Origin of the sequence: Mangrovibacter yixingensis (genome assembly GCF_020523985.1) — a bacterium.
Classification (GTDB): Bacteria; Pseudomonadota; Gammaproteobacteria; order Enterobacterales; family Enterobacteriaceae; genus Mangrovibacter; species Mangrovibacter yixingensis.
This window is the reverse complement of the sequence record NZ_JAIVKM010000001.1, coordinates 1,548,566-1,568,473: the sequence shown is the minus strand read 5'-3', so window position 1 is coordinate 1,568,473 and position 19,908 is coordinate 1,548,566. Positions and strand designations below refer to the sequence as shown.

The window sequence follows — 19,908 nt, the reverse complement described above, 5'->3', positions numbered from 1 at the left end:
CCGTTAACTTGCATGCCAGGCATAAAAACTTACGAGGAGTAGATGGTACCCGGCAGGGACCAGAGATAGCACGGCAGACATCACAGGTAGTGCATATGGCACTGCCTGTGATGAGCTGATATTACTGGTGCAAATCCCCGGCTAGTAATCAATCCCTAACTGTGCCTTAATCCCGGCATCAAAGGCATGTTTCACAGGGCGTAACTCACTTACGGTATCAGCATATTCCAGAATGTCGCGGTGGCATCCACGTCCTGTAATAATGACACTTTGATGCTCTGGGCGTTGCTGTAATGCCTGCATTACGCGTTCTAGCGGTAAATAGTCGTAAGCCACCATGTAGGTCAGTTCATCAAGAATGACCAGATCAAGTGTTGTATCCGCCAGCATTCGCTCTGCATGCGTCCAAACTTCCAGGCAAGCTTGTGTATCAGTTTCCTTGTTTTGTGTTTCCCAGGTAAAACCTGTTGCCATAACCTGAAATTCAACGCCGTGGGGCTCAAGGAGGTTACGTTCGCCGTTGGGCCACTGGCCTTTAATAAACTGAATGACCCCAACTTTTTTACTATGCCCGACGGCACGTGTCGCTGTACCGAATGCAGCGGTGGTTTTACCTTTACCATTGCCAGTAAAAACCATCACAATACCACGCAAAGATTGTGCGGCAGCGACCCGAGCATCAACTTTATCTTTAACGCGCTGCTGGCGTTGTTGGTAACGTGAATCACTCATTCTGAAATCCCCGGTTTACGGTTTGGTTGAGCATCAAAACTCATTCCCGTCTTGCGACGGCTGTCATCCCCCATCAACCAAAGATACAGGGGCATGAGATCCGCAGGTGTTTTTAGCTTCTCTGGATCTTCTTCCGGAAATGCACTGGCCCGCATTTTAGTACGTGTACCACCCGGATTAATGCAGTTCACACGCAATCCTGTGTGCTTATATTCGTCAGCCAGCACCTGCATCATACCTTCTGTCGCAAATTTCGAAACTGCGTATGCGCCCCAGTTTGCCCGACCTTGACGCCCAACACTGGAACTTGTGAAAACGAGTGACCCAGCCTCTGATTTGAGTAATAAAGGGAGAAGTGCCTGAGTAAGGAAGAAGGTTGCATTAACGTTAATATCCATAACATGCAACCAGGTTTGCGCAGATTGTTCAACCATTGGCGCAATATCGCCCAACGCACCTGCATTATGGAGAACGCCATCAAGTAAAGGAGCTACCTGTTCTACTTGATGGGCAAATTCAAGGCAACGTTCAGGCGTGGCGGTTGCCAGATCGAATAAAAAGCTACCTGCTACCATCCCGCCTTCTGCTCTGATAGCTGCTTCTGTCTGGCGTAACTTCTCACTGTCGCGTCCGGTTAGTACAACTTTAGCGCTATAGCGAGAGTATGTCTGTACCGCTTCCCGACCAATGCCATCTGTTGCGCCAGTCACCAGGATGGTCCGGCCAAGCAACAAATCGTGCTGAGGTTGATAATGCATAAAAACTCCTGTGCCACTTGATGGTTCAGGTATTCAAAAACCTAACGGGCTTTATGCCTGAAACAACAGGTGAATTCAATCAGCCGCAAGGAGAGTTTAGATAATTCCTGTTGTTTCAGGTATGCAAATTATTTCGGATATTCCACTGGTTGCGTTTATAGTTGCACAAGCAAGAGTGGCTGTTATCTGCTGCTCTGCTTGTCTTTTTTACTGATTATCAAGGCGGATGAAGTGGATTTACTCTCTAACTATGGGTTGTTCTTGGCCAGAGTTGTGACCATTGTTCTCGCGATAGTGGTTGTAGTGACTGTCATCGTTAATCTGTCACAACGGAAAAAGCAGCAACGTGGTGAGTTGCGCATGACGCGGTTATCGGAACAATACGATGACATGAAAGAAGAAGTGGCGGCGGCCATGATGGATTCACATCAGCAAAAACAATGGCATAAATCCCAGAAGAAAAAACACAAACAAGAGGCAAAAGCTGCGAAAGCGCGTGCGAAACAAGGTGAATTCGACACGTCGAGCAAACCTGTACTATGGGTGATGGATTTTAAAGGCAGTATGGATGCACAGGAAGTGTCGTCATTACGTGAGGAAATCACCGCCGTGCTGTCTGTTGCCAAACCCAAAGACGAAGTGTTGTTACGTCTGGAAAGCCCCGGTGGTGTCGTGCATGGTTACGGTCTGGCCGCTTCACAGTTACAACGCCTGCGCGCACACAAAATTCCACTGACTGTAGCGGTAGATAAAGTCGCGGCAAGTGGCGGCTATATGATGGCCTGTGTGGCAGACAAAATCATTGCTGCGCCATTTTCAATTATTGGCTCGATTGGTGTGGTGGCACAAATACCGAATATTAACCGGTTGCTTAAACGTAACGATATTGATGTTGAATTACATACTGCGGGCCAGTACAAACGCACCCTAACCGTACTGGGTGAGAATACCGAGGAAGGGCGCCAGAAATTCCGTGAAGACTTGAATGAAACACATCAATTATTCAAGGACTTTGTCCATACTATGCGGCCTTCACTGGACGTTGATGGCGTGGCTACCGGGGAACACTGGTTTGGTACCCAGGCGTTAGAAAAAGGGTTGGTGGATGAAATAGGAACCAGTGATGATGCATTGCTGGAGCGAATGAAAGACTATGAAGTCATCAATTTACACTATGTTGAACGCAAAAAAATGGTTCAGCGCCTGACTGGGGCTGCGGCTGAAAGCGCGGACCGCCTGTTATTACGTTGGTGGCAACGTGGTGGCAGCCCGCTGCCATAATTGATTGGGTGAGGCCTGTGGCTTCACCCATTAATTTTGCAGGTGGTATTTTTCTGAAAGTACGTGCGCGAGGTATTTGAACATATTGAACACTGCCGTTGTTTTGGGAGTGGGCAGGCCTTGTTCGTCAAGATAATACTCTCCCTGAAATACCAGAACGCTTCCTTTTTGCACCACATTTGTGGCCTCTATTCCTGCGATAAAATCATCATGTTCACGGATAAGCTTGTTGGCTTCAAGTAAGAGGGTCTCACGGTCGATAGGTTGGGTATTGCCTTGCATGACTTTTCTCCTTACAAACTGCGGTTATTCTACGCTTGTGCCGGGCTTGTGCGCAAATTTGGTTAGTGTGCCAGGTTTCTGGTTAGTTTTTGTTGTGACTGGCAATATTTAATTTTGCGTGCTAATTAAAGTTGCGTAACGAATTTTATCAGGTAGAGTGTGACGCTTTCGCATATCTGGCAACGGAATTGCTTGACATTCAGCCAGGATGCTGTTGCACCAGCCGTTTTGTACGAAACGTGTCAGAACAACCTTTGGGTCGAATGAATAGCGACCAGTTGTTAAAAAATGGGTTGATCTCCCTGAAGACAGCCGCAATATAAAACAGGCTCGTCGCCAGAGGATGGTGCATCAGGGTGCGACGTATTCCTGGAAGAATCAAAAAGGTAAAGGTGAATATGGGCAAAGCTCTCGTTATCGTTGAGTCCCCGGCAAAAGCCAAAACGATAAACAAATATCTTGGCAGTAACTACGTGGTTAAATCCAGCGTAGGCCATATCCGTGATTTGCCGACCAGTGGTTCAACAAAAAAGAGTGCCGACTCAACGTCCAAGACACCTGCTAAAAAGAAGGTGAAGAAAGATGAGCGGGGCGCTCTGGTCAATCGAATGGGTGTTGACCCCTGGCATAACTGGGCTGCGCAATATGAAGTGCTGCCTGGCAAAGAGAAGGTGGTTTCTGAACTGAAATCACTGGCAGAAAAAGCTGATCATATCTATCTCGCAACCGACCTTGACCGCGAAGGGGAAGCCATTGCCTGGCACCTGCGGGAAGTTATCGGTGGTGATGAAAAACGCTACAGCCGGGTAGTTTTTAACGAAATTACCAAGAATGCTATTCGCCAGGCATTTGAAAAACCGGGTGAACTAAACATTGACCGGGTGAATGCGCAACAGGCACGGCGTTTTATGGACCGTGTTGTAGGTTATATGGTGTCGCCACTGCTGTGGAAAAAAATTGCCCGCGGCCTTTCTGCCGGGCGAGTGCAGTCAGTGGCGGTGCGCCTTGTTGTAGAACGTGAGCGTGAGATTAAGGCGTTTGTCCCGGAAGAATACTGGGAAGTGGGCGCATCACTGACTACTGCACATGGAGACAATCTACCCGTACAGGTTTCTCATCAGGGAGATAAGCCGTTCCGGCCAGTCAACCGTGAGCAAACTATGGCAGCAGTCAGTGTGCTTGAAAAGGCACGTTACACTGTCACAGAGCGCGAAGATAAACCGACCAGCAGTAAGCCGGGCGCTCCTTACATCACTTCCACTTTGCAACAAGCTGCCAGCACACGTCTGGGGTTCGGTGTGAAGAAGACAATGATGCTTGCGCAACGCCTCTACGAGGCTGGCTATATTACTTACATGCGTACAGATTCCACCAATCTGAGCCTGGACGCGGTGAATATGGTGCGTGGTTATATTGGCGATAACTTTGGCAATCAATACCTGCCGGAAAAGCCTAACCAGTATGCAAGTAAAGAAAATTCACAAGAAGCGCACGAAGCTATCCGTCCTTCTGACGTGAATGTTGTTTCTGAATCGCTCAAAGATATGGAGTCGGACGCTCAACGCCTGTATCAGCTTATCTGGCGCCAGTTTGTTGCTTGCCAGATGACACCGGCAAAATATGATTCAACCACGCTCACCGTGAGTGCTGGCGATTTCCGGCTTAAAGCTCGTGGCCGTATTTTGCGTTTTGACGGCTGGACTAAAGTTATGCCGGCATTGCGTAAAGGTGATGAAGACCGAACACTGCCAGCGGTGGAAAAAGGGGAAGAACTGAGTCTGGTTGAATTGATGCCTGAGCAGCACTTCACCAAGCCTCCAGCCCGTTTCAGTGAAGCATCACTGGTAAAAGAGTTAGAAAAACGGGGTATCGGACGCCCATCAACTTACGCCTCAATCATTTCGACGATTCAGGATCGTGGTTATGTGCGTGTTGAGAACCGCCGGTTCTACGCAGAGAAAATGGGTGAAATAGTCACTGATCGTCTGGAAGAAAACTTCCGCGAGCTGATGAATTATGACTTCACTGCCCAAATGGAAGATTCGCTTGATGCTGTTGCCAGCCACGAGAAAGAGTGGCGCAGTGTTCTGGACAGTTTTTTTGATGAGTTTGCTCGCCAGTTAGAACAGGCTGAAAAAGATCCTGACGATGGTGGCATGCTGCCAAATCAGATGGTACTGACCAGCATCGATTGCCCAACGTGTGGACGTAAAATGGGGATTCGTACTGCCAGCACGGGTGTTTTCCTTGGTTGCTCCGGTTACGCGTTACCGCCGAAAGAACGTTGCAAAACTACCATCAACCTGGTGCCAGAAAACGAAGTACTGAACGTGCTGGAAGGCGATGATGCCGAAACCAATGCGTTACGTGCGAAGCGCCGGTGTCCTAAATGTGGGACAGCGATGGACAGTTATCTCATCGACCCGAAACGTAAATTGCACGTTTGTGGCAATAACCCCGGATGTGATGGCTATGAAATCGAGGAAGGTGAGTTTCGCATTAAAGGTTATGACGGGCCGATTGTTGAGTGTGAAAAATGTGGTTCTGAAATGCACCTGAAAATGGGGCGTTTTGGTAAATACATGGCTTGTACCAACGACGAGTGCAAAAATACCCGTAAGATCCTGCGTAATGGGGAAGTGGCTCCACCAAAAGAAGATCCAGTACCATTACCAGAATTACCTTGTGAGAAATCCGACGCTTACTTTGTTCTGCGCGATGGTGCAGCTGGGGTTTTCCTTGCCGCGAATACTTTTCCGAAATCTCGCGAGACACGGGCACCTCAAGTTGCTGAGTTGTATCGTTTCCGTGACCGGTTACCGGAAAAACTGCGTTACCTTGCTGATGCTCCACAACAAGACCCTGAAGGGAATCCAACGATTGTTCGCTTCAGTAGGAAGACCAGGCAACAATATGTCTCTTCCGAGAAAGATGGCAAAGCGACTGGCTGGTCAGCTTTCTATGTTGACGGAAAATGGGCAGAAGCAAAAAAATAATTTTTGTATGGCGAAAAACCGGGCTTGTCCCGGTTTTTTAATGGATAAAGCGTACAACTCCTCCATTCTGTGTCTACAACCATCCTGTTTGCTTCATTTCATATCGATATAACCAGAATGTAATTAATAAGAGATATCTATACAAACAAGGCATAAGTGATATAGTTGAACGAATCTGGCTGCCATAACCTCTTGAGAGTTGGTTGCTTACTCAAATACGTGGGAAGTGAAGCGATACATGAAATTACAACAATTGCGCTATATCGTAGAAGTCGTGAATCATAATTTAAATGTCTCTTCCACTGCAGAAGGTCTTTATACCTCCCAGCCAGGGATCAGCAAACAGGTTCGCATGCTGGAAGATGAATTGGGCGTTCAGATCTTTTCCCGCAGTGGTAAGCACCTGACTCAGGTGACACCAGCCGGGCAAGAAATCATCCGCATCGCACGTGAAGTGTTGTCTAAAGTTGATGCCATCAAATCTGTTGCTGGGGAACATACCTGGCCTGATAAAGGCTCCCTCTATGTAGCAACAACTCATACACAGGCACGCTATGCGCTCCCAGAGGTTATTAAAGGTTTTATTGAGCGTTACCCTCGAGTGTCGTTACATATGCACCAGGGTTCGCCTACACAGATTGCAGAGGCAGTTTCCAAAGGAAATGCAGATTTTGCCATAGCAACTGAAGCGCTACACCTTTATGAAGACTTAGTCATGCTGCCATGCTACCACTGGAACCGCTCAGTGGTTGTTACTCCAGACCACCCACTTGCCGGGAAAAAAGAGATAAGTATTGAAGAGTTGTCTCAATATCCTTTGGTGACTTATACGTTCGGTTTTACCGGGCGTTCTGAATTGGACACTGCATTTAATCGGGCAGGGCTAACTCCCCATATCGTGTTCACTGCAACAGATGCTGATGTTATTAAAACCTACGTCCGTTTGGGGCTTGGGGTCGGTGTGATAGCCAGTATGGCGGTAGACCCTGTTTCTGACCCGGACCTGGTCAAGCTTGATGCCAACAGCATTTTTAGCCACAGCACGACTAAAATTGGTTTCCGTAGAAGTACATTTTTACGTAGCTATATGTATGATTTTATTCAGCGTTTTGCACCACATCTCACAAGAGATGTGGTTGACACCGCCGTTGCTTTACGCTCGAATGAAGATATTGAAGCGATGTTTAAAGACATCAAACTCCCATCTAAATAATCATTGTTGTCGGCATGGGTAATTTAGCTTAAGTGCCGACATTTCCTCTTCTTAATACAAATTAAAATAATAACGAGCTAAATTTTATAATAAATAGATAAACCATAATCATCCTAAGGGTTATGTCGCCAATATGCGACACAGATCGAAAAAAAACTAAAACTTTTGCATTAGACCGACTTCAATTATTTATTTCACGTCAAAAGATTAAATTATTAACTGGAAGATATACGTAAATTTGCTGGAAATTATCACGAATATTCTTTAGGATTACTCCTAGTTATCCACGACATTTACGGTAGTTCCAAATGAAAATGATTAGCAATACAGAAGTAATCAGGACGGCGATGTCATCAGGAAAACAATCTCCACGTGGTCAGTTCTCCGCAAAGCGTAAAGCCTGGCTTGCAGCCTTTACTGTATCTGCGCTGTTCTGGGTGGCTGTAATTTTCTTAGTCCTGAAATATTGGTGATAATTAATATGTGCATGCAACAAAATACATCCTCTCAAGAGGCTATTGCGGTCTCACATTTTGATAAAACTGCCAAAACCAGGAAACAAGAGTTAGTTGAAATCCCAGAATCTTGGGAGCTGAATCAACAACAAAGAGCATTCATTGATGCTTTTCTGAAAGAAGATGACAATCTATAAGTTTGTTACATATCACGTAACAACCAATGCATAAAAACAAGTAATTTACGTTTCTTATTGATTATTTATTCACACTACACACAGCAATACTCTCTTAGGAGTATGTCAATTACACATTTAGGCTTAAGGTTATTTTAAGAAAAGGCCATAAATATATGTGATCGATGCTGATAAATTTAACGCAAGTATATTTATTAGCAAGATATTAGTCACAATTTGTAATTGACCGAATTGATGATTCTTTTTTTTCATCTATCACTCACGCAACTCTCCCATATACCTTACAGCAATCCATGAACAGTGTGCTGGTTCGTGCTGTTGCGAAAATGTTAACGTCTTTTTGTGTTATCTTTAATGATAAATCCCTGTCTCTGTAAGGGGAATGCCGGACTTGTTCGTTAAGGAGGCACTATGTCGTTAAAAACAGGAGAAGCCTGTAAGGCAACACTTCACTTAAATAACCGCCAGTACACCTATTACAGCCTCGCTGAGGCTGAGCACCAGCTGGGTGTCGAATTGTCCTTACTGCCCAAATCCCTGAAAATATTATTGGAAAGCCTGCTACGGTTTCATGACGAAAAAACAGTGACTCAGCGTGACATTGATGCGTTGGTCAGTTGGCTCACTGGCGGTCACGCTGGGTGTGAGATTGCCTGGCGACCAACACGAGTTCTGATGCAGGATTTTACTGGTGTACCTGCCGTTGTCGATCTTGCGGTGATGCGTGAAACTGTTTCCCGGTTAGGCGGTGACGCCCGTCAAGTGAACCCATTGTCAAACGTTGATCTGGTGATTGACCACTCAGTGATGGTTGACCATTTTGGTGATTCACACGCGTTCGAACACAATGTCTCGCTGGAGATGTCACGTAATCATGAACGCTACACGTTTTTACGCTGGGGGCAACAGGCATTTGACCATTTTCGAGTTGTCCCACCAGGTACAGGCATTTGCCACCAGGTAAACCTTGAATATCTTGGTAAAACTGTATGGTCACAGCAAAACAAAGATGGCGAATGGACAGCTTTCCCTGACTCACTGGTTGGTACTGACTCCCACACCACAATGATAAATGGCTTGGGGGTTCTTGGCTGGGGTGTCGGGGGAATTGAAGCAGAGGCTGCGATGTTAGGGCAACCTGTTTCTATGCTAATACCTGATGTCGTTGGTTTTGAACTTCAAGGGCAGTTAGCTGAAGGTATTACCGCAACAGATCTGGTGTTAACTGTTACCCAGATGCTGCGTAAACATGGCGTAGTGGGTAAATTTGTGGAGTTTTACGGTGATGGGCTGAGTGAGCTTCCCCTTGCTGACAGGGCGACCATTGCTAATATGGCTCCGGAATATGGCGCAACCTGCGGTTATTTCCCTGTTGATGATGTCACGCTAGACTACCTGCGCTTGACAGGCCGCGATGATGAGCACGTTGGTTTAGTTGAGCAATATACTAAAGCTCAGGGGCTGTGGCGTGAAGCTGGCGATAAACCACGCTTTACTTCCACTCTGCATCTTAATTTGGCTGATGTAGAGCCAAGCCTTGCCGGGCCCAAACGCCCACAGGACCGTGTTGCACTGGGTGATGTGCCAGGTGCTTTTAAACAAGCCTGTGAACTCTCAATCAATCATAGCGAATCCACTAATAAGCAGCCGGAGGTCACTTTTAACGGTGACTCTTTCACGCTGAAAGATGGCGCTGTTGTCATTGCAGCAATTACCTCCTGTACCAATACTTCAAACCCAAGTGTTATGCTCGCGGCTGGCTTACTGGCCAAAAATGCTGTTGAAAAAGGGCTGCACCGTGCACCCTGGGTTAAAGCTTCACTGGCTCCAGGTTCAAAGGTAGTCACAGATTACCTGCAAGCTGCCGGTTTGATGCCATGGTTGGAAAAGCTTGGATTTAACCTTGTCGGTTATGGTTGCACTACCTGCATAGGTAATTCAGGCCCACTCCCGGAACCAATAGAAGAGGGAATCAAAGAGGGTGATCTGACGGTAGGTGCCGTTCTCTCCGGGAACAGAAATTTTGAAGGGCGAATACATCCGCTGGTCAGAACAAACTGGCTGGCTTCACCGCCGCTGGTTGTGGCTTATGCACTTGCCGGGAATATGAACTGCAATCTTCGCCATGATCCGTTAGGTTATGGGCAAGATGGCAAGCCGGTATATTTGAAAGATATTTGGCCTGGAAATGAGCAAATATCTGAGGCGGTTTCTTCTGTTACCAGCCAGTTGTTCCGCCAGGAGTATGCTGAAGTATTTACCGGTACAGAAGCATGGCGAGAAATCACCGTAGCAGGCAGTGAAACCTATCCCTGGCAAACGGATTCAACCTACATAAGGCGCCCGCCATTTTTTGATGACATGCAAGGGGGGCTAACACCACAGGAGCCTATTGTTAACGCCCGTGTGCTGGCTGTACTGGGCGATTCTGTGACAACTGACCATATCTCACCGGCAGGGAATATAAAGCCTGAGAGTCCTGCTGGGCTTTATTTGCAACAGCATGGTATTCAGCCAACGGAGTTCAACTCCTATGGTTCGCGCCGGGGTAACCACGAAGTAATGATGCGCGGTACATTTGCAAATATTCGTATTCGTAATGAAATGGTCCCTGGTAAAGAAGGCGGCATTACGCGCCACTTACCTGATGGACAGACGCTTTCTATCTACGATGCAGCAATGGCTTACCAGGCTGAAAGTGTTCCATTGGTTGTGGTCGCAGGTAAAGAGTATGGCTCTGGCTCCAGCCGGGACTGGGCCGCTAAAGGCCCGCGGTTGCTGGGTGTGAGAGCTGTGATCGCGGAATCATTTGAGCGAATCCACCGTTCCAATTTGATTGGGATGGGGATACTGCCACTTGAATTTCCTGCAGGTGAGTCGAGAACAAGCCTGGGTATCACTGGCGAGGAGTTAATCTCAATTGATGGTATTGACCAGATAGCCCCTGGGAGCACTGTTAATGTGATTTTTACCCGTGATGGACAACACCAGAAAGTAGACTGTTTGTGCCGAATCGATACCAGTAATGAGCATGAGTATTACCGCAACGGAGGCATACTACATTACGTTATTCGCAAAATGGCGGGGGCAGTGTAAGAGATTTCCCGGCAAGATGCGCTTGCCGGGAGACAACAGCGTTATTCTGACAACAGTGTTAATTCTGACAACAATGTTATTCAGATAAAAGTGTTATTCAGATAACAAGTGGCCCATTTTAGCCGCTTTTGTTGCCAGATAACGTTCGTTGTTGGGGTTACGACCTACAATCAGAGGCACTCGCTCGACAATATTTATCCCGGCTTCAGTCAGGATCTCCACCTTTTTGGGGTTGTTGGTTAATAAACGAACAGCTTCAACCCCGAGCAATTTGAACATATCGGCACATAAGGTGAAATCGCGCTCATCGGCAGCAAAGCCTAACTGGTGGTTAGCTTCGACAGTATCATATCCCTGGTCTTGCAGGGCGTAGGCCCGAATTTTATTCAACAGCCCAATATTCCGGCCTTCCTGACGGTGATACAGTAAAATTCCTCGGCCTTCTTCGGCAATGTGAGCCAGTGCCGCTTCTAGTTGAAATCCACAGTCGCAACGCAAGCTGAATAATGCGTCACCAGTCAGGCACTCAGAATGTACACGGGCAAGTACAGGTGTTTTGCCGTTGATATCGCCGTAGACCAGTGCAACATGGTCCTGGCCCGTTGCCAGTTCTTCAAAACCCACCATAAGGAAATCGCCCCATGGGGTAGGCAGTTTGGCTTCTGCCACACGTTTAAGCTGCATGTGAATCTCCAGTTTACAGCACAAATTATGCCGGCCAGAAAGCTGGCCTACTTTTATTATCCTGCATTTTGCCATAACCTGCGGCAATTCGCTTCATTGGCTTTTGTGGGGCTATTTTTACCTCGTTGTTTTTGGATATGTTTACCCTTGTGTGCACAATTCAGGTATTCTGCCTTTGCCTTACAGAACAGTGGAGACGGGATGTCAGCGCAAGTGATTCGAATTTTGTCAGGTATGTTACTGCTAATGATATTGCCTTTAGTAGTTCTGCTTAGTCATTGGCACTGGCAACCCAATGGTTTTCCTGCCTGGTTATTACCCCTGTTCTGGCTTACTGAAACTGTGACACAACCTGTAGGCATTCTTACTCATTGCCTCCTGTGTGGATGGTTCTTATGGTGTCTACGGTTCAGGTTAAAATCTGCTGCGATGCTGCTGGTTATTCTGGGTGGGGCCATACTCGCGGGGCAGGGTATAAAATCGGTGATAAAAGATAATGTTCAGGAACCCAGGCCTTATGTGGTCTGGCTTGAGCAACAGCATCATACTACGGTAGAACAGTTTTACAGTTTGAAGCGGCACCAGCGTGCGGCATTGGTGGCTCAACAATTACGTGATAGTCCTTCATTACCTTCCTGGTTAAGGCAACACTGGGAAAAAGAAACGGGTTTCGCTTTTCCATCCGGGCACACAATGTTTGCTGCCAGTTGGGCACTGCTGGCTATTGGGTTACTCTGGCCTCGTGGCCACCATCTGACCGTTATACTTATTTTTGCCTGGGCTGTGGGTGTTATGGGGAGCCGGCTGGTCCTCGGGATGCACTGGCCCCGGGACTTGTTGATGGCTACGGGGATTTCTGCGGCCATTATATTGCTTGCTTGCAAGCTTACTGAGCATTGGTGTCCTGGGTTATCAGCTCGAGAAAATCACTATAAAGAGACTTGATTTCGCTACTTTCATCACCATCTACAACGAATGCCTTGTTTTCTATTTTGCGCAAGCCCAGGTAAATGATAATTTATAGGGTAGAATGAGGCATTTAAGGCGGCGTAACCTGCCGCGCTACTCCACATTACGGGAAGTCGTGTGAAATATATTCTTATCTTCTTAGTCGTGCTGGTTATTTTTGTTATCTCAATTACCTTGGGGGCACAAAATGATCAGCAAGTCACTTTCAATTTCCTGATTGCTCAGGGCGAATACCGTATATCAACGCTTATGGCTTCGCTGTTTGGCCTCGGTTTTATTGTTGGCTGGGTCATTTGTGCCCTGTTTTGGCTGAAGACTCGGTTATCTTTAGGGCGTGCGCAACGCAGAATTAAACGCCTTGAACAGCAAATCTCGCCAGCTTCTGATGAGGTAACTGCGTCGGATTCCCGAGGTTAATCTATGCTCGAATTGTTGTTCCTGCTCTTACCTGTGGCGGCTGCGTATGGTTGGTATATGGGGCGCCGTAGTGCTCAGCAGGACAAGCAACAGGAAGCAAACCGGCTGTCGCGTGAATATGTTGCCGGGGTTAACTTTCTTCTGAGCAACCAACAAGACAAAGCGGTTGATCTGTTTCTTGAAATGCTCAAGGAAGATACAGGAACGGTAGAAGCTCACCTGACATTAGGCAACTTGTTTCGTTCTCGTGGCGAAGTAGACCGGGCAATTCGTATTCACCAGGCTTTAATGGAGAGTGCTTCGCTGTCTTATGAGCAACGCTTGCTGGCTGTTCAACAACTGGGCCGTGATTATATGGCAGCCGGGTTGTACGACAGAGCCGAAAGTATGTTTGTTCAACTGACAGACGAAACCGACTTCCGGATCGGGGCATTACAACAGTTACTGCAAATTTACCAGTCAACCAGTGACTGGCAAAAAGCCATTGATACAGCAGAACGCCTTGTTAAATTAGGTAAAGATCGCCAGCGTATGGAAATTGCCCATTTCTACTGTGAACTGGCGCTGCAGGCATTGGGCTGTGATGATACTGACAAGGCACTCACATTCTTGAAAAAAGGGGATGCGGCAGATAAAAACAGTGCCAGGATCTCCATCATGCTGGGGCGTATATATATGAACCAGTGTGATTTCCGTAAAGCTATTGAGCAGTTACACCGTGTACCCGAGCAAGATAAAGAGCTGGTTCCTGAAATCCTGGAAATGTTACGAACATGCTACCAACAGGCAGGCCGTGAAGCTGAATGGGTAACTTTTTTACGCCGGTGCGTTGAAGAAAATGCCGGTGCTACTGCAGAGCTGATGCTGGCAGAAATTATTGCTGAGCATGAAGGCCATGAAGCGGCACAAGTCTATATCACACAACAGCTACAGCAACATCCCACCATGCGCGTATTCCACCAACTTATGGATTATCACCTGAATGATGCAGAAGAAGGGCGAGCACGTGAAAGCCTGGTTGTTCTGCGGGATATGGTGGGTGAACAATTGCGCAGCAAACCTCGCTACCGTTGCCAGAAGTGTGGCTTTACTGCGTACACATTATATTGGCACTGTCCATCATGCCGTGAATGGTCTTCTGTAAAACCAATCCGCGGGTTGGACGGGCAATAATTTTTTCATACACATTAGTTACAACATACTTGTGAGGTAAATCTAATTTATGCATCAGCACTGTGCAATAGCTTTGCAGGGGAAAGCACCTGTCATTTTTATATGATGGCAGGTAGAATGCTTGCCGTTTGCTTACGTTACCAGAACAGGATTCGACTATGACGTTATCTGCTGCATCTTCCCTCCGGCACAAAACGAACTCACCCATTGTTGTCGCCCTTGATTATGACAAACGAGATGAGGCACTTGCCTTTGTCGACCGTATCGATGCCAATGACTGCCGGCTGAAAGTTGGGAAAGAAATGTTTACCCGTTTTGGGCCGGATTTCGTTCGCGAACTTCACAAGCGTGATTTTGATGTTTTTCTCGATCTTAAATTTCATGATATTCCCAATACAACAGCAAGAGCTGTTGCGGCTGCGGCTGATTTGGGCGTGTGGATGGTGAATGTACATGCAAGCGGTGGTGCACGAATGATGACGGCAGCGAAAGAAGCATTGGTGGCCTTTGGCGCAGACGCACCTTTGCTCATTGCCGTAACTGTGCTTACCAGCATGGAAGCCTCTGATCTCGCAGACCTTGGTATTACTGTTACTCCAGCAGAATATGCAGAACGTCTGGCACGGTTAACCAACCAATGTGGGCTTGATGGGGTAGTGTGCTCAGCCCAGGAAGCAGTGCGCTTTAAACAGGTTCTTGGCCAATCGTTTCGTCTGGTCACTCCGGGGATTCGCCCAGAAGGAAGTGATGCGGGTGATCAGCGGCGTATTATGACCCCTGCAGCAGCGCAGGAAGCCGGTGTTGATTATATGGTCATTGGGCGACCAATAACACGTGCTGCAGACCCGGCACAGGCTCTTAAATCCATTCTGGCATCGTTGAAGGGGTTATAAATGAGTGATAAAGACAGCCGCCTGGTCTATTCAACAGAAACCGGGCGCATCAAAGAAACCCCAACGCCTGTATCACGGCCCACGGGTGATGGGGTCGTTCGTATTCAGCGGCAAACCAGTGGCCGTAAAGGTAAAGGAGTCTGTGTTATTAGTGGGATTGATGCAGACAATGTCGCCATTGCAAAAATTGCAGCAGATCTTAAGAAAAAATGCGGCTGTGGTGGCTCAGTAAAAGACGGGGTGATTGAAATTCAGGGGGATAAGCGTGAACTTCTGAAAGCTACCCTTGAAGCTCAAGGGTTCAAAGTAAGGCTGGCTGGTGGGTAATCACCGTTTGGCAGAACAACCTTTTATAGCTGGCCATCCATGCCAGCTATGGGTGATTTTTTTGTTTGGTTTATTTCCCAACCTGGTGGCCAATAATACCGCCAATAGCAGCTCCGCCTAATGTACCCAGTGTGCTGCCACCTGTAAGAACAGCCCCGCCAACTGCACCCGCACCCGCACCAATTGCGGTATTTCGGTCACGATTGGACCAGTGTGAGCAGGCAGATAACGACATCGCAAGAGTTAAGGCTAACGCCGCTGAGGCAATTTTTTTGCTAGAAACTGACATAACATTCTCCAGAGTAATTACTTCACAACGGCATCTTAGTGATATCAGCCATCGTGATGCTGCAAACCACGAAAGCAACGAATTACCATCATCGCGGTTTGTTGTATTGTAAGTTTCGCGGGTAGCTGAAACAGGTAAATAGTCTTAATGACTGCCAGGAATAATCCTGAATACCAAATAATTACCAGGTGAGCAGCATGATCACGCGTGGTTATCGCGCTGTTTTGCTGTGAAAGTTTGGTTGAGCAGAACATGTGACTTCTGGAGTGGGTTCCGATGCGCAAGGCACCGGATGCAGTTCAAATTTCCCACGGAGAGGGAGGGGTGCCTTTTTTGTCAGAGGACTGGCTATATTGCGATTCCAGCTCCTGCTTAAGTATCTCGAGGTTATTGATTGCTGAAGCGTAATCACCAGCCACAAGAATATTTAATACTGTATCAATTCGTGCGGCCAATTCTTGGGGGTCAAATTCTGCCATAGAGCCTCCTCAAAAAACATTTTTATACATCAGCATGCAGAACGATGGCACTTGCCGATAACTTCACAGTACAACGTGTACAGACCGGGTGATCCTATTCAACCGCAGCCTGCTTATGTCTACGACCCACATAACTGCAATCTGCTTATAGTGCCTTAATTCCGGTGGGCCGAGAAGCATAAATCTATATCTGCAAAGACGTTTTAGCGCTTAATTATATGTTTGAGTCATAGCTGTCATTCAATTTTTGTCTGTTAAGATGAATCTATAAGCACTTGGGTATTAATCACACTGGTTTTCGACCGGATAATCCGCTTCATTTTGCATAATATTGCTGTTTTACCCACCAGTCAGCCGTCGGAATATTATCTGGCAATGAACCTATGTCAATTTTGCCGCAAACTCTCAGTTGCTGAACAGTAAGCCAGACAGTGGCAATCCATTGTTCAACAAGGGGATCTAAACCCATTAGATCTATCTTTATGATGAATTTGGCAGGATATGACTATGATATTAAACAACCAACCGGGCTGTGAACGCTTTACTGATACAGATCGTTTTACTCAACTGGTGGGCTATTACGAAGAGGAACGGCGCACTGTTTGGATGATGCTAAGCTCTCAGCCCCGCCCATGTTTTAATCATCAACTCATTGAGGAGATTATGAACCTGAGTTATCTGGTGAAAAAACTAGGTTTGGCCGTTGATTTCTGGGTAACAGGCTCACTGGTACCCGAAATGTTTAATACAGGCGGTGACCTGAATTTCTTTGTTGATTGTATCCGCAACGGTAAACGTGAGGCGCTACGTGCTTATGCAAGAGCTTGTGTTGATTGCGTACATGCCGCTGCACGAGGCTTTGACACAGGTGCTATCAGTATGGCTATGGTTGAGGGCAGCGCTCTTGGCGGTGGCTTTGAAGCTGCTCTGGCACATCATTTTGTGCTTGCACAACATGATGCTCGCATGGGCTTTCCAGAAATTGCCTTTAACCTCTTCCCGGGTATGGGGGCTTATTCACTGGTAGCTCGGCGCTCAGGTATGAAACTGGCCGAGGAACTTATCTACAAAGGCGAGTCTCATACTGCAGAGTGGTACCATAACCATGGTCTGGTGGACCAACTGTTTGAACCCGGAAATGGGTATATTGCAACCCGAACGCTAATAGATACTTTCCGTACCAAACTGAATGGTATCAGGGCTATGTTACGCGCCCGAGCCAGAGTAATGACGCTACCGCGCTCGGAATTAATGGATATCACTGAGGATTGGGTTGAAAGCGCCTTTACACTCGAAAGCAGAGATATAAGTTATATGGAAAGACTGGTTATGTTACAGGATCGCCATGTTGCCACGGCGATCCGCAAGGCAAGTTAAAAACCAGTTCTTGCTTGATAACGTTTATACCAGCGCTCGAAAGAGGCTGCAGGCATAGGTTTAGCAAATAAAAAACCTTGCCTTTCATTGACGCCATTCTTAATCAGAAAGGCGTCTTCTTTTTTACTCTCCACACCCTCAGCAATAACCTGCAGGTTTAGCGCCTGAGCCACGGCAACAATTGCCCGGACTAAAGACTGCGAAACCGGGTGTTTATAAACCTCTTTCACAAAACTCTGATCAAGTTTAATGGCATCTATCGGGAAACGAGCAAGTTGCGACAGTGATGAATAACCCGTACCAAAATCGTCCAGGTGTATTTGTGCTCCTAACCGGCTAAATTGCTGAATCACTGAGAGTGCCAGTTCTTCATTTTCTATCAGGCAGCTCTCTGTCAGCTCTACATCTACTGGGCAGTATTCAAAGTTAAGATCAGCCAGTGCCTGTTTTAAATCACTGAAGATAGTTTGATCTGAAAGTTGTCTGGCCGAAATATTTACCGCAACGCGCAAGTTAATCCCTTTTTTGCGCCATTTGGCTATTTGTTGGATGACATCGAGCATGACCCATCGGCCTAAAGGTACGATCAACCCAGATTCTTCAGCATAGCTGATAAAATCCGTTGGTCCTATCAGCCCCCGTTCAGGAGACTTCCAGCGAACTAATGCTTCAACACTTCTCACTTCCCCACGCCAGGTAACTTTTGGCTGATAATGAATAACCAGTTGTTGCTTATCAAGCGCCTTGCGTAGATTGGTATCAAGCCACAAATATTCGAAAACGCGCTGGTTCATCTCCGGTGAGAAAACACAGAACTTACCGCGGCCACTTTCTTTGGCTGTATACATCGCCGTGTCTGCATTACGGATGACACTCTCACGGTCAGTACCATGCTGTGGGGCGATGGCAATCCCCAATGAGCAACCCGTGTATACCTCGATGAGCCCGATACGAAAGGCCTGGCGTAAGCGTGAAATAATCCGTGACGACATGGCCTCCAGAGCCACCTGAGTGGTATTGGACGCCAGAATAATAAATTCGTCTCCGCCAAGGCGTGCAAGGGTCTGTTCTCCATCCAGACAACCCAGAATAGCGAGTGAAACGGCCTGCAGTAGCTGGTCGCCAAACATATGCCCATAGGCATCATTCACTTTCTTGAAGTTATCCAGGTCAAGATAGACAATCCCAACCTGCGTGTCCCCTCGCTGCGCAATAGCATCAGCAATCAGGTCATTGATCGCGTTACGGTTAGGTAAGCCAGTAATGGCATCGGTGTTGGCCAGCACACGCAGGCGCTCCTGCGCACGCCTTTCTTCCGTAATATCAGTACCGGAGCAGATAAGGAAAATTTCATTTTTACCACTGCCGTTATGTACAAATTTATTACGAAACAAAAATAAGCGTTGGCCTTTCAGCGTTTTTATCCAGCGTTCAACTTCATAAGCATTACCATTATGGAAAAATGCACTGACATTACGGCGTGATGCAGCCGCTTCTGTTGGGGTCATAAAAAGTTTAAAAACATTTTTCCCCACAACTTCATGTTCTTTGAGGCCGGTGTACTCTTCGCTCAAACGATTAAAACGCTGAATGTTGCCATTTTTGTCCAGTACCACAATAACGGAGTTCGCTTCGGCTACAACTTGTTCAGCGAAAGACAAACCATGTATTAAATCGCGGGTTGTTGAGGGAGTATCATTCCAGCAGGAAACTGAACCTCCCCATTCGTGGCGCGACAGCTTGCGACCAACGAGGTGTAACGTTATATCGGTACCAAATAAAGACACCAGAATCGTCTGGCTGGAAGTGATTACCGTCATTTCACGGATGTGATCCGCCTGCTGTTGGGTAAGGGCAACCACTTGTGATGTTTCCGCGTGCTCAGCTGCGGATAACTGAAGTGCATTGCTGTCAGCAGGTAAGCGCCAGAAAGGACTGTAGCTACCTGAATAACGAAAAAGGAGGTTTTGCTCCAGATCGTCTTTCATGGTTTCTCCTGAACCCACAATGTTGCACATTAATTAGTGCGGTTAACTAATCAACCTTAATATAGTAGGGCGAAAATTACAAAACTGATTGTTTTTACAAGTGATGTGAGCATTGCTGAATGAACAAATCTGAGACGTCTCACAATCCTTGCATGGATTTATCTTAAAATAATCAGCACAACCCATCTTATACACTAACGTATTTGAGATAAGGAAGTTCTGAGGATAAACGATAAAAAAAGCCTCCAATTGGAGGCTTTGATTATGCTGGGAAGCAAAGGGGATAACCGTTTCCCCTTTGC

19 protein-coding genes are annotated in these 19,908 nt (G+C 46.9%); 11 read left to right on the top strand and 8 right to left on the bottom strand.

The genetic code is table 11. The features are described from left to right. Positions 1 to 141 precede the first annotated feature (141 nt). Positions 142 to 732, bottom strand: coding sequence for a cob(I)yrinic acid a,c-diamide adenosyltransferase (gene cobO / locus LC084_RS07245; RefSeq protein ID WP_226570518.1), 591 nt, complete (start codon positions 730 to 732; stop codon positions 142 to 144). Further along, the gene (locus LC084_RS07240) at positions 729 to 1,490 is read right to left on the bottom strand and encodes a YciK family oxidoreductase (protein ID WP_226570517.1); all 762 of its coding nucleotides are present in this window, start codon (positions 1,488 to 1,490) and stop codon (positions 729 to 731) included. The genes cobO and LC084_RS07240 overlap by 4 nt, the downstream gene beginning before the upstream one ends. A 231-nt stretch (positions 1,491 to 1,721) precedes the next feature. On the opposite strand from LC084_RS07240, the gene sohB reads away from it, so the two are divergent. Then, on the top strand, positions 1,722 to 2,771 hold the full coding sequence (gene sohB / locus LC084_RS07235; RefSeq protein WP_226571163.1) for a protease SohB: 1,050 nt from the start codon (positions 1,722 to 1,724) through the stop codon (positions 2,769 to 2,771). 30 nt (positions 2,772 to 2,801) lie between these two features. On the opposite strand, the gene LC084_RS07230 is transcribed toward sohB, so the two are convergent. Continuing rightward, positions 2,802 to 3,053, bottom strand: a complete 252-nt coding sequence (locus LC084_RS07230; RefSeq protein WP_064593904.1) for a YciN family protein — start codon at positions 3,051 to 3,053, stop codon at positions 2,802 to 2,804. A 398-nt stretch (positions 3,054 to 3,451) separates the two neighbouring features. Here LC084_RS07230 and topA point away from each other — a divergent pair, with 398 nt between their 5' ends. The 4 genes from topA to acnA all read left to right on the top strand — a co-directional run bounded on the left by topA (position 3,452) and on the right by acnA (position 11,010). Then, a complete protein-coding gene (topA, locus tag LC084_RS07225; protein ID WP_226570516.1) occupies positions 3,452 to 6,049 on the top strand; it encodes a type I DNA topoisomerase in 2,598 nt (865 codons plus the stop codon). A gap of 238 nt (positions 6,050 to 6,287) precedes the next feature. Beyond that, positions 6,288 to 7,262: an HTH-type transcriptional regulator CysB gene (gene cysB, locus LC084_RS07220; RefSeq protein WP_226570515.1), complete on the top strand. Its 975-nt coding sequence runs from the start codon at positions 6,288 to 6,290 to the stop codon at positions 7,260 to 7,262. 308 nt (positions 7,263 to 7,570) lie between these two features. Further along, on the top strand, positions 7,571 to 7,735 hold the full coding sequence (locus tag LC084_RS07215; protein ID WP_319004400.1) for a YmiA family putative membrane protein: 165 nt from the start codon (positions 7,571 to 7,573) through the stop codon (positions 7,733 to 7,735). Between the two features lie 590 nt (positions 7,736 to 8,325). After that, positions 8,326 to 11,010 carry an aconitate hydratase AcnA gene (gene acnA / locus LC084_RS07210; RefSeq protein ID WP_226570514.1) on the top strand — a complete coding sequence of 895 codons (2,685 nt, stop codon included), beginning with the start codon at positions 8,326 to 8,328 and terminating at the stop codon, positions 11,008 to 11,010. Between the two features lie 93 nt (positions 11,011 to 11,103). Here acnA and ribA read toward each other — a convergent pair whose 3' ends face one another. After that, positions 11,104 to 11,694, bottom strand: a complete 591-nt coding sequence (gene ribA / locus LC084_RS07205) for a GTP cyclohydrolase II (RefSeq protein WP_226570513.1) — start codon at positions 11,692 to 11,694, stop codon at positions 11,104 to 11,106. Between the two features lie 201 nt (positions 11,695 to 11,895). On the opposite strand from ribA, the gene pgpB reads away from it, so the two are divergent. From pgpB to yciH, 5 genes are all read left to right on the top strand, one after another. After that, a complete protein-coding gene (gene pgpB, locus LC084_RS07200) occupies positions 11,896 to 12,639 on the top strand; it encodes a phosphatidylglycerophosphatase B (protein WP_226570512.1) in 744 nt (247 codons plus the stop codon). A gap of 141 nt (positions 12,640 to 12,780) precedes the next feature. Then, entirely contained in the window at positions 12,781 to 13,080 is a 300-nt protein-coding gene (locus tag LC084_RS07195; protein WP_226570511.1) for a LapA family protein, read from the top strand. A gap of 3 nt (positions 13,081 to 13,083) precedes the next feature. Then, positions 13,084 to 14,253 (top strand): lipopolysaccharide assembly protein LapB, encoded by a 1,170-nt coding sequence (lapB, locus tag LC084_RS07190; RefSeq protein ID WP_226570510.1) that lies wholly within the window; start codon positions 13,084 to 13,086, stop codon positions 14,251 to 14,253. Positions 14,254 to 14,411: 158 nt separating this feature from the next. Then, on the top strand, positions 14,412 to 15,146 hold the full coding sequence (gene pyrF / locus LC084_RS07185) for an orotidine-5'-phosphate decarboxylase (RefSeq protein WP_226570509.1): 735 nt from the start codon (positions 14,412 to 14,414) through the stop codon (positions 15,144 to 15,146). After that, on the top strand, positions 15,147 to 15,473 hold the full coding sequence (yciH, locus tag LC084_RS07180) for a stress response translation initiation inhibitor YciH (protein WP_226570508.1): 327 nt from the start codon (positions 15,147 to 15,149) through the stop codon (positions 15,471 to 15,473). Positions 15,474 to 15,543: 70 nt separating this feature from the next. Here yciH and osmB read toward each other — a convergent pair whose 3' ends face one another. The 3 genes from osmB to yciZ are packed head-to-tail and all read right to left on the bottom strand — an operon-like array spanning position 15,544 to position 16,241. Further along, the gene (osmB, locus tag LC084_RS07175) at positions 15,544 to 15,762 is read right to left on the bottom strand and encodes an osmotically-inducible lipoprotein OsmB (protein WP_226570507.1); all 219 of its coding nucleotides are present in this window, start codon (positions 15,760 to 15,762) and stop codon (positions 15,544 to 15,546) included. 44 nt (positions 15,763 to 15,806) lie between these two features. Beyond that, positions 15,807 to 16,016, bottom strand: coding sequence for a hypothetical protein (locus LC084_RS07170; protein WP_226570506.1), 210 nt, complete (start codon positions 16,014 to 16,016; stop codon positions 15,807 to 15,809). 45 nt (positions 16,017 to 16,061) lie between these two features. After that, positions 16,062 to 16,241: a protein YciZ/DeoL gene (gene yciZ / locus LC084_RS07165; RefSeq protein WP_226570505.1), complete on the bottom strand. Its 180-nt coding sequence runs from the start codon at positions 16,239 to 16,241 to the stop codon at positions 16,062 to 16,064. Positions 16,242 to 16,748: 507 nt separating this feature from the next. Here yciZ and LC084_RS07160 point away from each other — a divergent pair. Continuing rightward, positions 16,749 to 17,618 (top strand): crotonase/enoyl-CoA hydratase family protein, encoded by an 870-nt coding sequence (locus LC084_RS07160; RefSeq protein WP_404808337.1) that lies wholly within the window; start codon positions 16,749 to 16,751, stop codon positions 17,616 to 17,618. Here the strand turns inward: LC084_RS07160 and pdeR are convergent. Continuing rightward, complete coding sequence (gene pdeR / locus LC084_RS07155; protein ID WP_226570503.1) at positions 17,615 to 19,606, bottom strand: cyclic di-GMP phosphodiesterase; 1,992 nt, start codon at positions 19,604 to 19,606, stop codon at positions 17,615 to 17,617. The two genes, LC084_RS07160 and pdeR, sit on opposite strands and share 4 nt — an antisense overlap. Positions 19,607 to 19,908 lie beyond the last annotated feature (302 nt).

Excerpts from the sequence above, each read along its gene's own strand:
- cobO (WP_226570518.1), bottom strand. The coding sequence starts at position 732 with ATGAGTGATTCACGTTACCAACAACGCCAGCAGCGCGTTAAAGATAAA.
- LC084_RS07240 (WP_226570517.1), bottom strand. The coding sequence starts at position 1,490 with ATGCATTATCAACCTCAGCACGATTTGTTGCTTGGCCGGACCATCCTG.
- LC084_RS07230 (WP_064593904.1), bottom strand. The coding sequence starts at position 3,053 with ATGCAAGGCAATACCCAACCTATCGACCGTGAGACCCTCTTACTTGAA.
- topA (WP_226570516.1), top strand. The coding sequence starts at position 3,452 with ATGGGCAAAGCTCTCGTTATCGTTGAGTCCCCGGCAAAAGCCAAAACG.
- cysB (WP_226570515.1), top strand. The coding sequence starts at position 6,288 with ATGAAATTACAACAATTGCGCTATATCGTAGAAGTCGTGAATCATAAT.
- LC084_RS07215 (WP_319004400.1), top strand. The coding sequence starts at position 7,571 with ATGAAAATGATTAGCAATACAGAAGTAATCAGGACGGCGATGTCATCA.
- acnA (WP_226570514.1), top strand. The coding sequence starts at position 8,326 with ATGTCGTTAAAAACAGGAGAAGCCTGTAAGGCAACACTTCACTTAAAT.
- ribA (WP_226570513.1), bottom strand. The coding sequence starts at position 11,694 with ATGCAGCTTAAACGTGTGGCAGAAGCCAAACTGCCTACCCCATGGGGC.
- pgpB (WP_226570512.1), top strand. The coding sequence starts at position 11,896 with ATGTCAGCGCAAGTGATTCGAATTTTGTCAGGTATGTTACTGCTAATG.
- lapB (WP_226570510.1), top strand. The coding sequence starts at position 13,084 with ATGCTCGAATTGTTGTTCCTGCTCTTACCTGTGGCGGCTGCGTATGGT.
- pyrF (WP_226570509.1), top strand. The coding sequence starts at position 14,412 with ATGACGTTATCTGCTGCATCTTCCCTCCGGCACAAAACGAACTCACCC.
- yciH (WP_226570508.1), top strand. The coding sequence starts at position 15,147 with ATGAGTGATAAAGACAGCCGCCTGGTCTATTCAACAGAAACCGGGCGC.
- osmB (WP_226570507.1), bottom strand. The coding sequence starts at position 15,762 with ATGTCAGTTTCTAGCAAAAAAATTGCCTCAGCGGCGTTAGCCTTAACT.
- LC084_RS07170 (WP_226570506.1), bottom strand. The coding sequence starts at position 16,016 with ATGTTCTGCTCAACCAAACTTTCACAGCAAAACAGCGCGATAACCACG.
- yciZ (WP_226570505.1), bottom strand. The coding sequence starts at position 16,241 with ATGGCAGAATTTGACCCCCAAGAATTGGCCGCACGAATTGATACAGTA.
- LC084_RS07160 (WP_404808337.1), top strand. The coding sequence starts at position 16,749 with ATGATATTAAACAACCAACCGGGCTGTGAACGCTTTACTGATACAGAT.
- pdeR (WP_226570503.1), bottom strand. The coding sequence starts at position 19,606 with ATGAAAGACGATCTGGAGCAAAACCTCCTTTTTCGTTATTCAGGTAGC.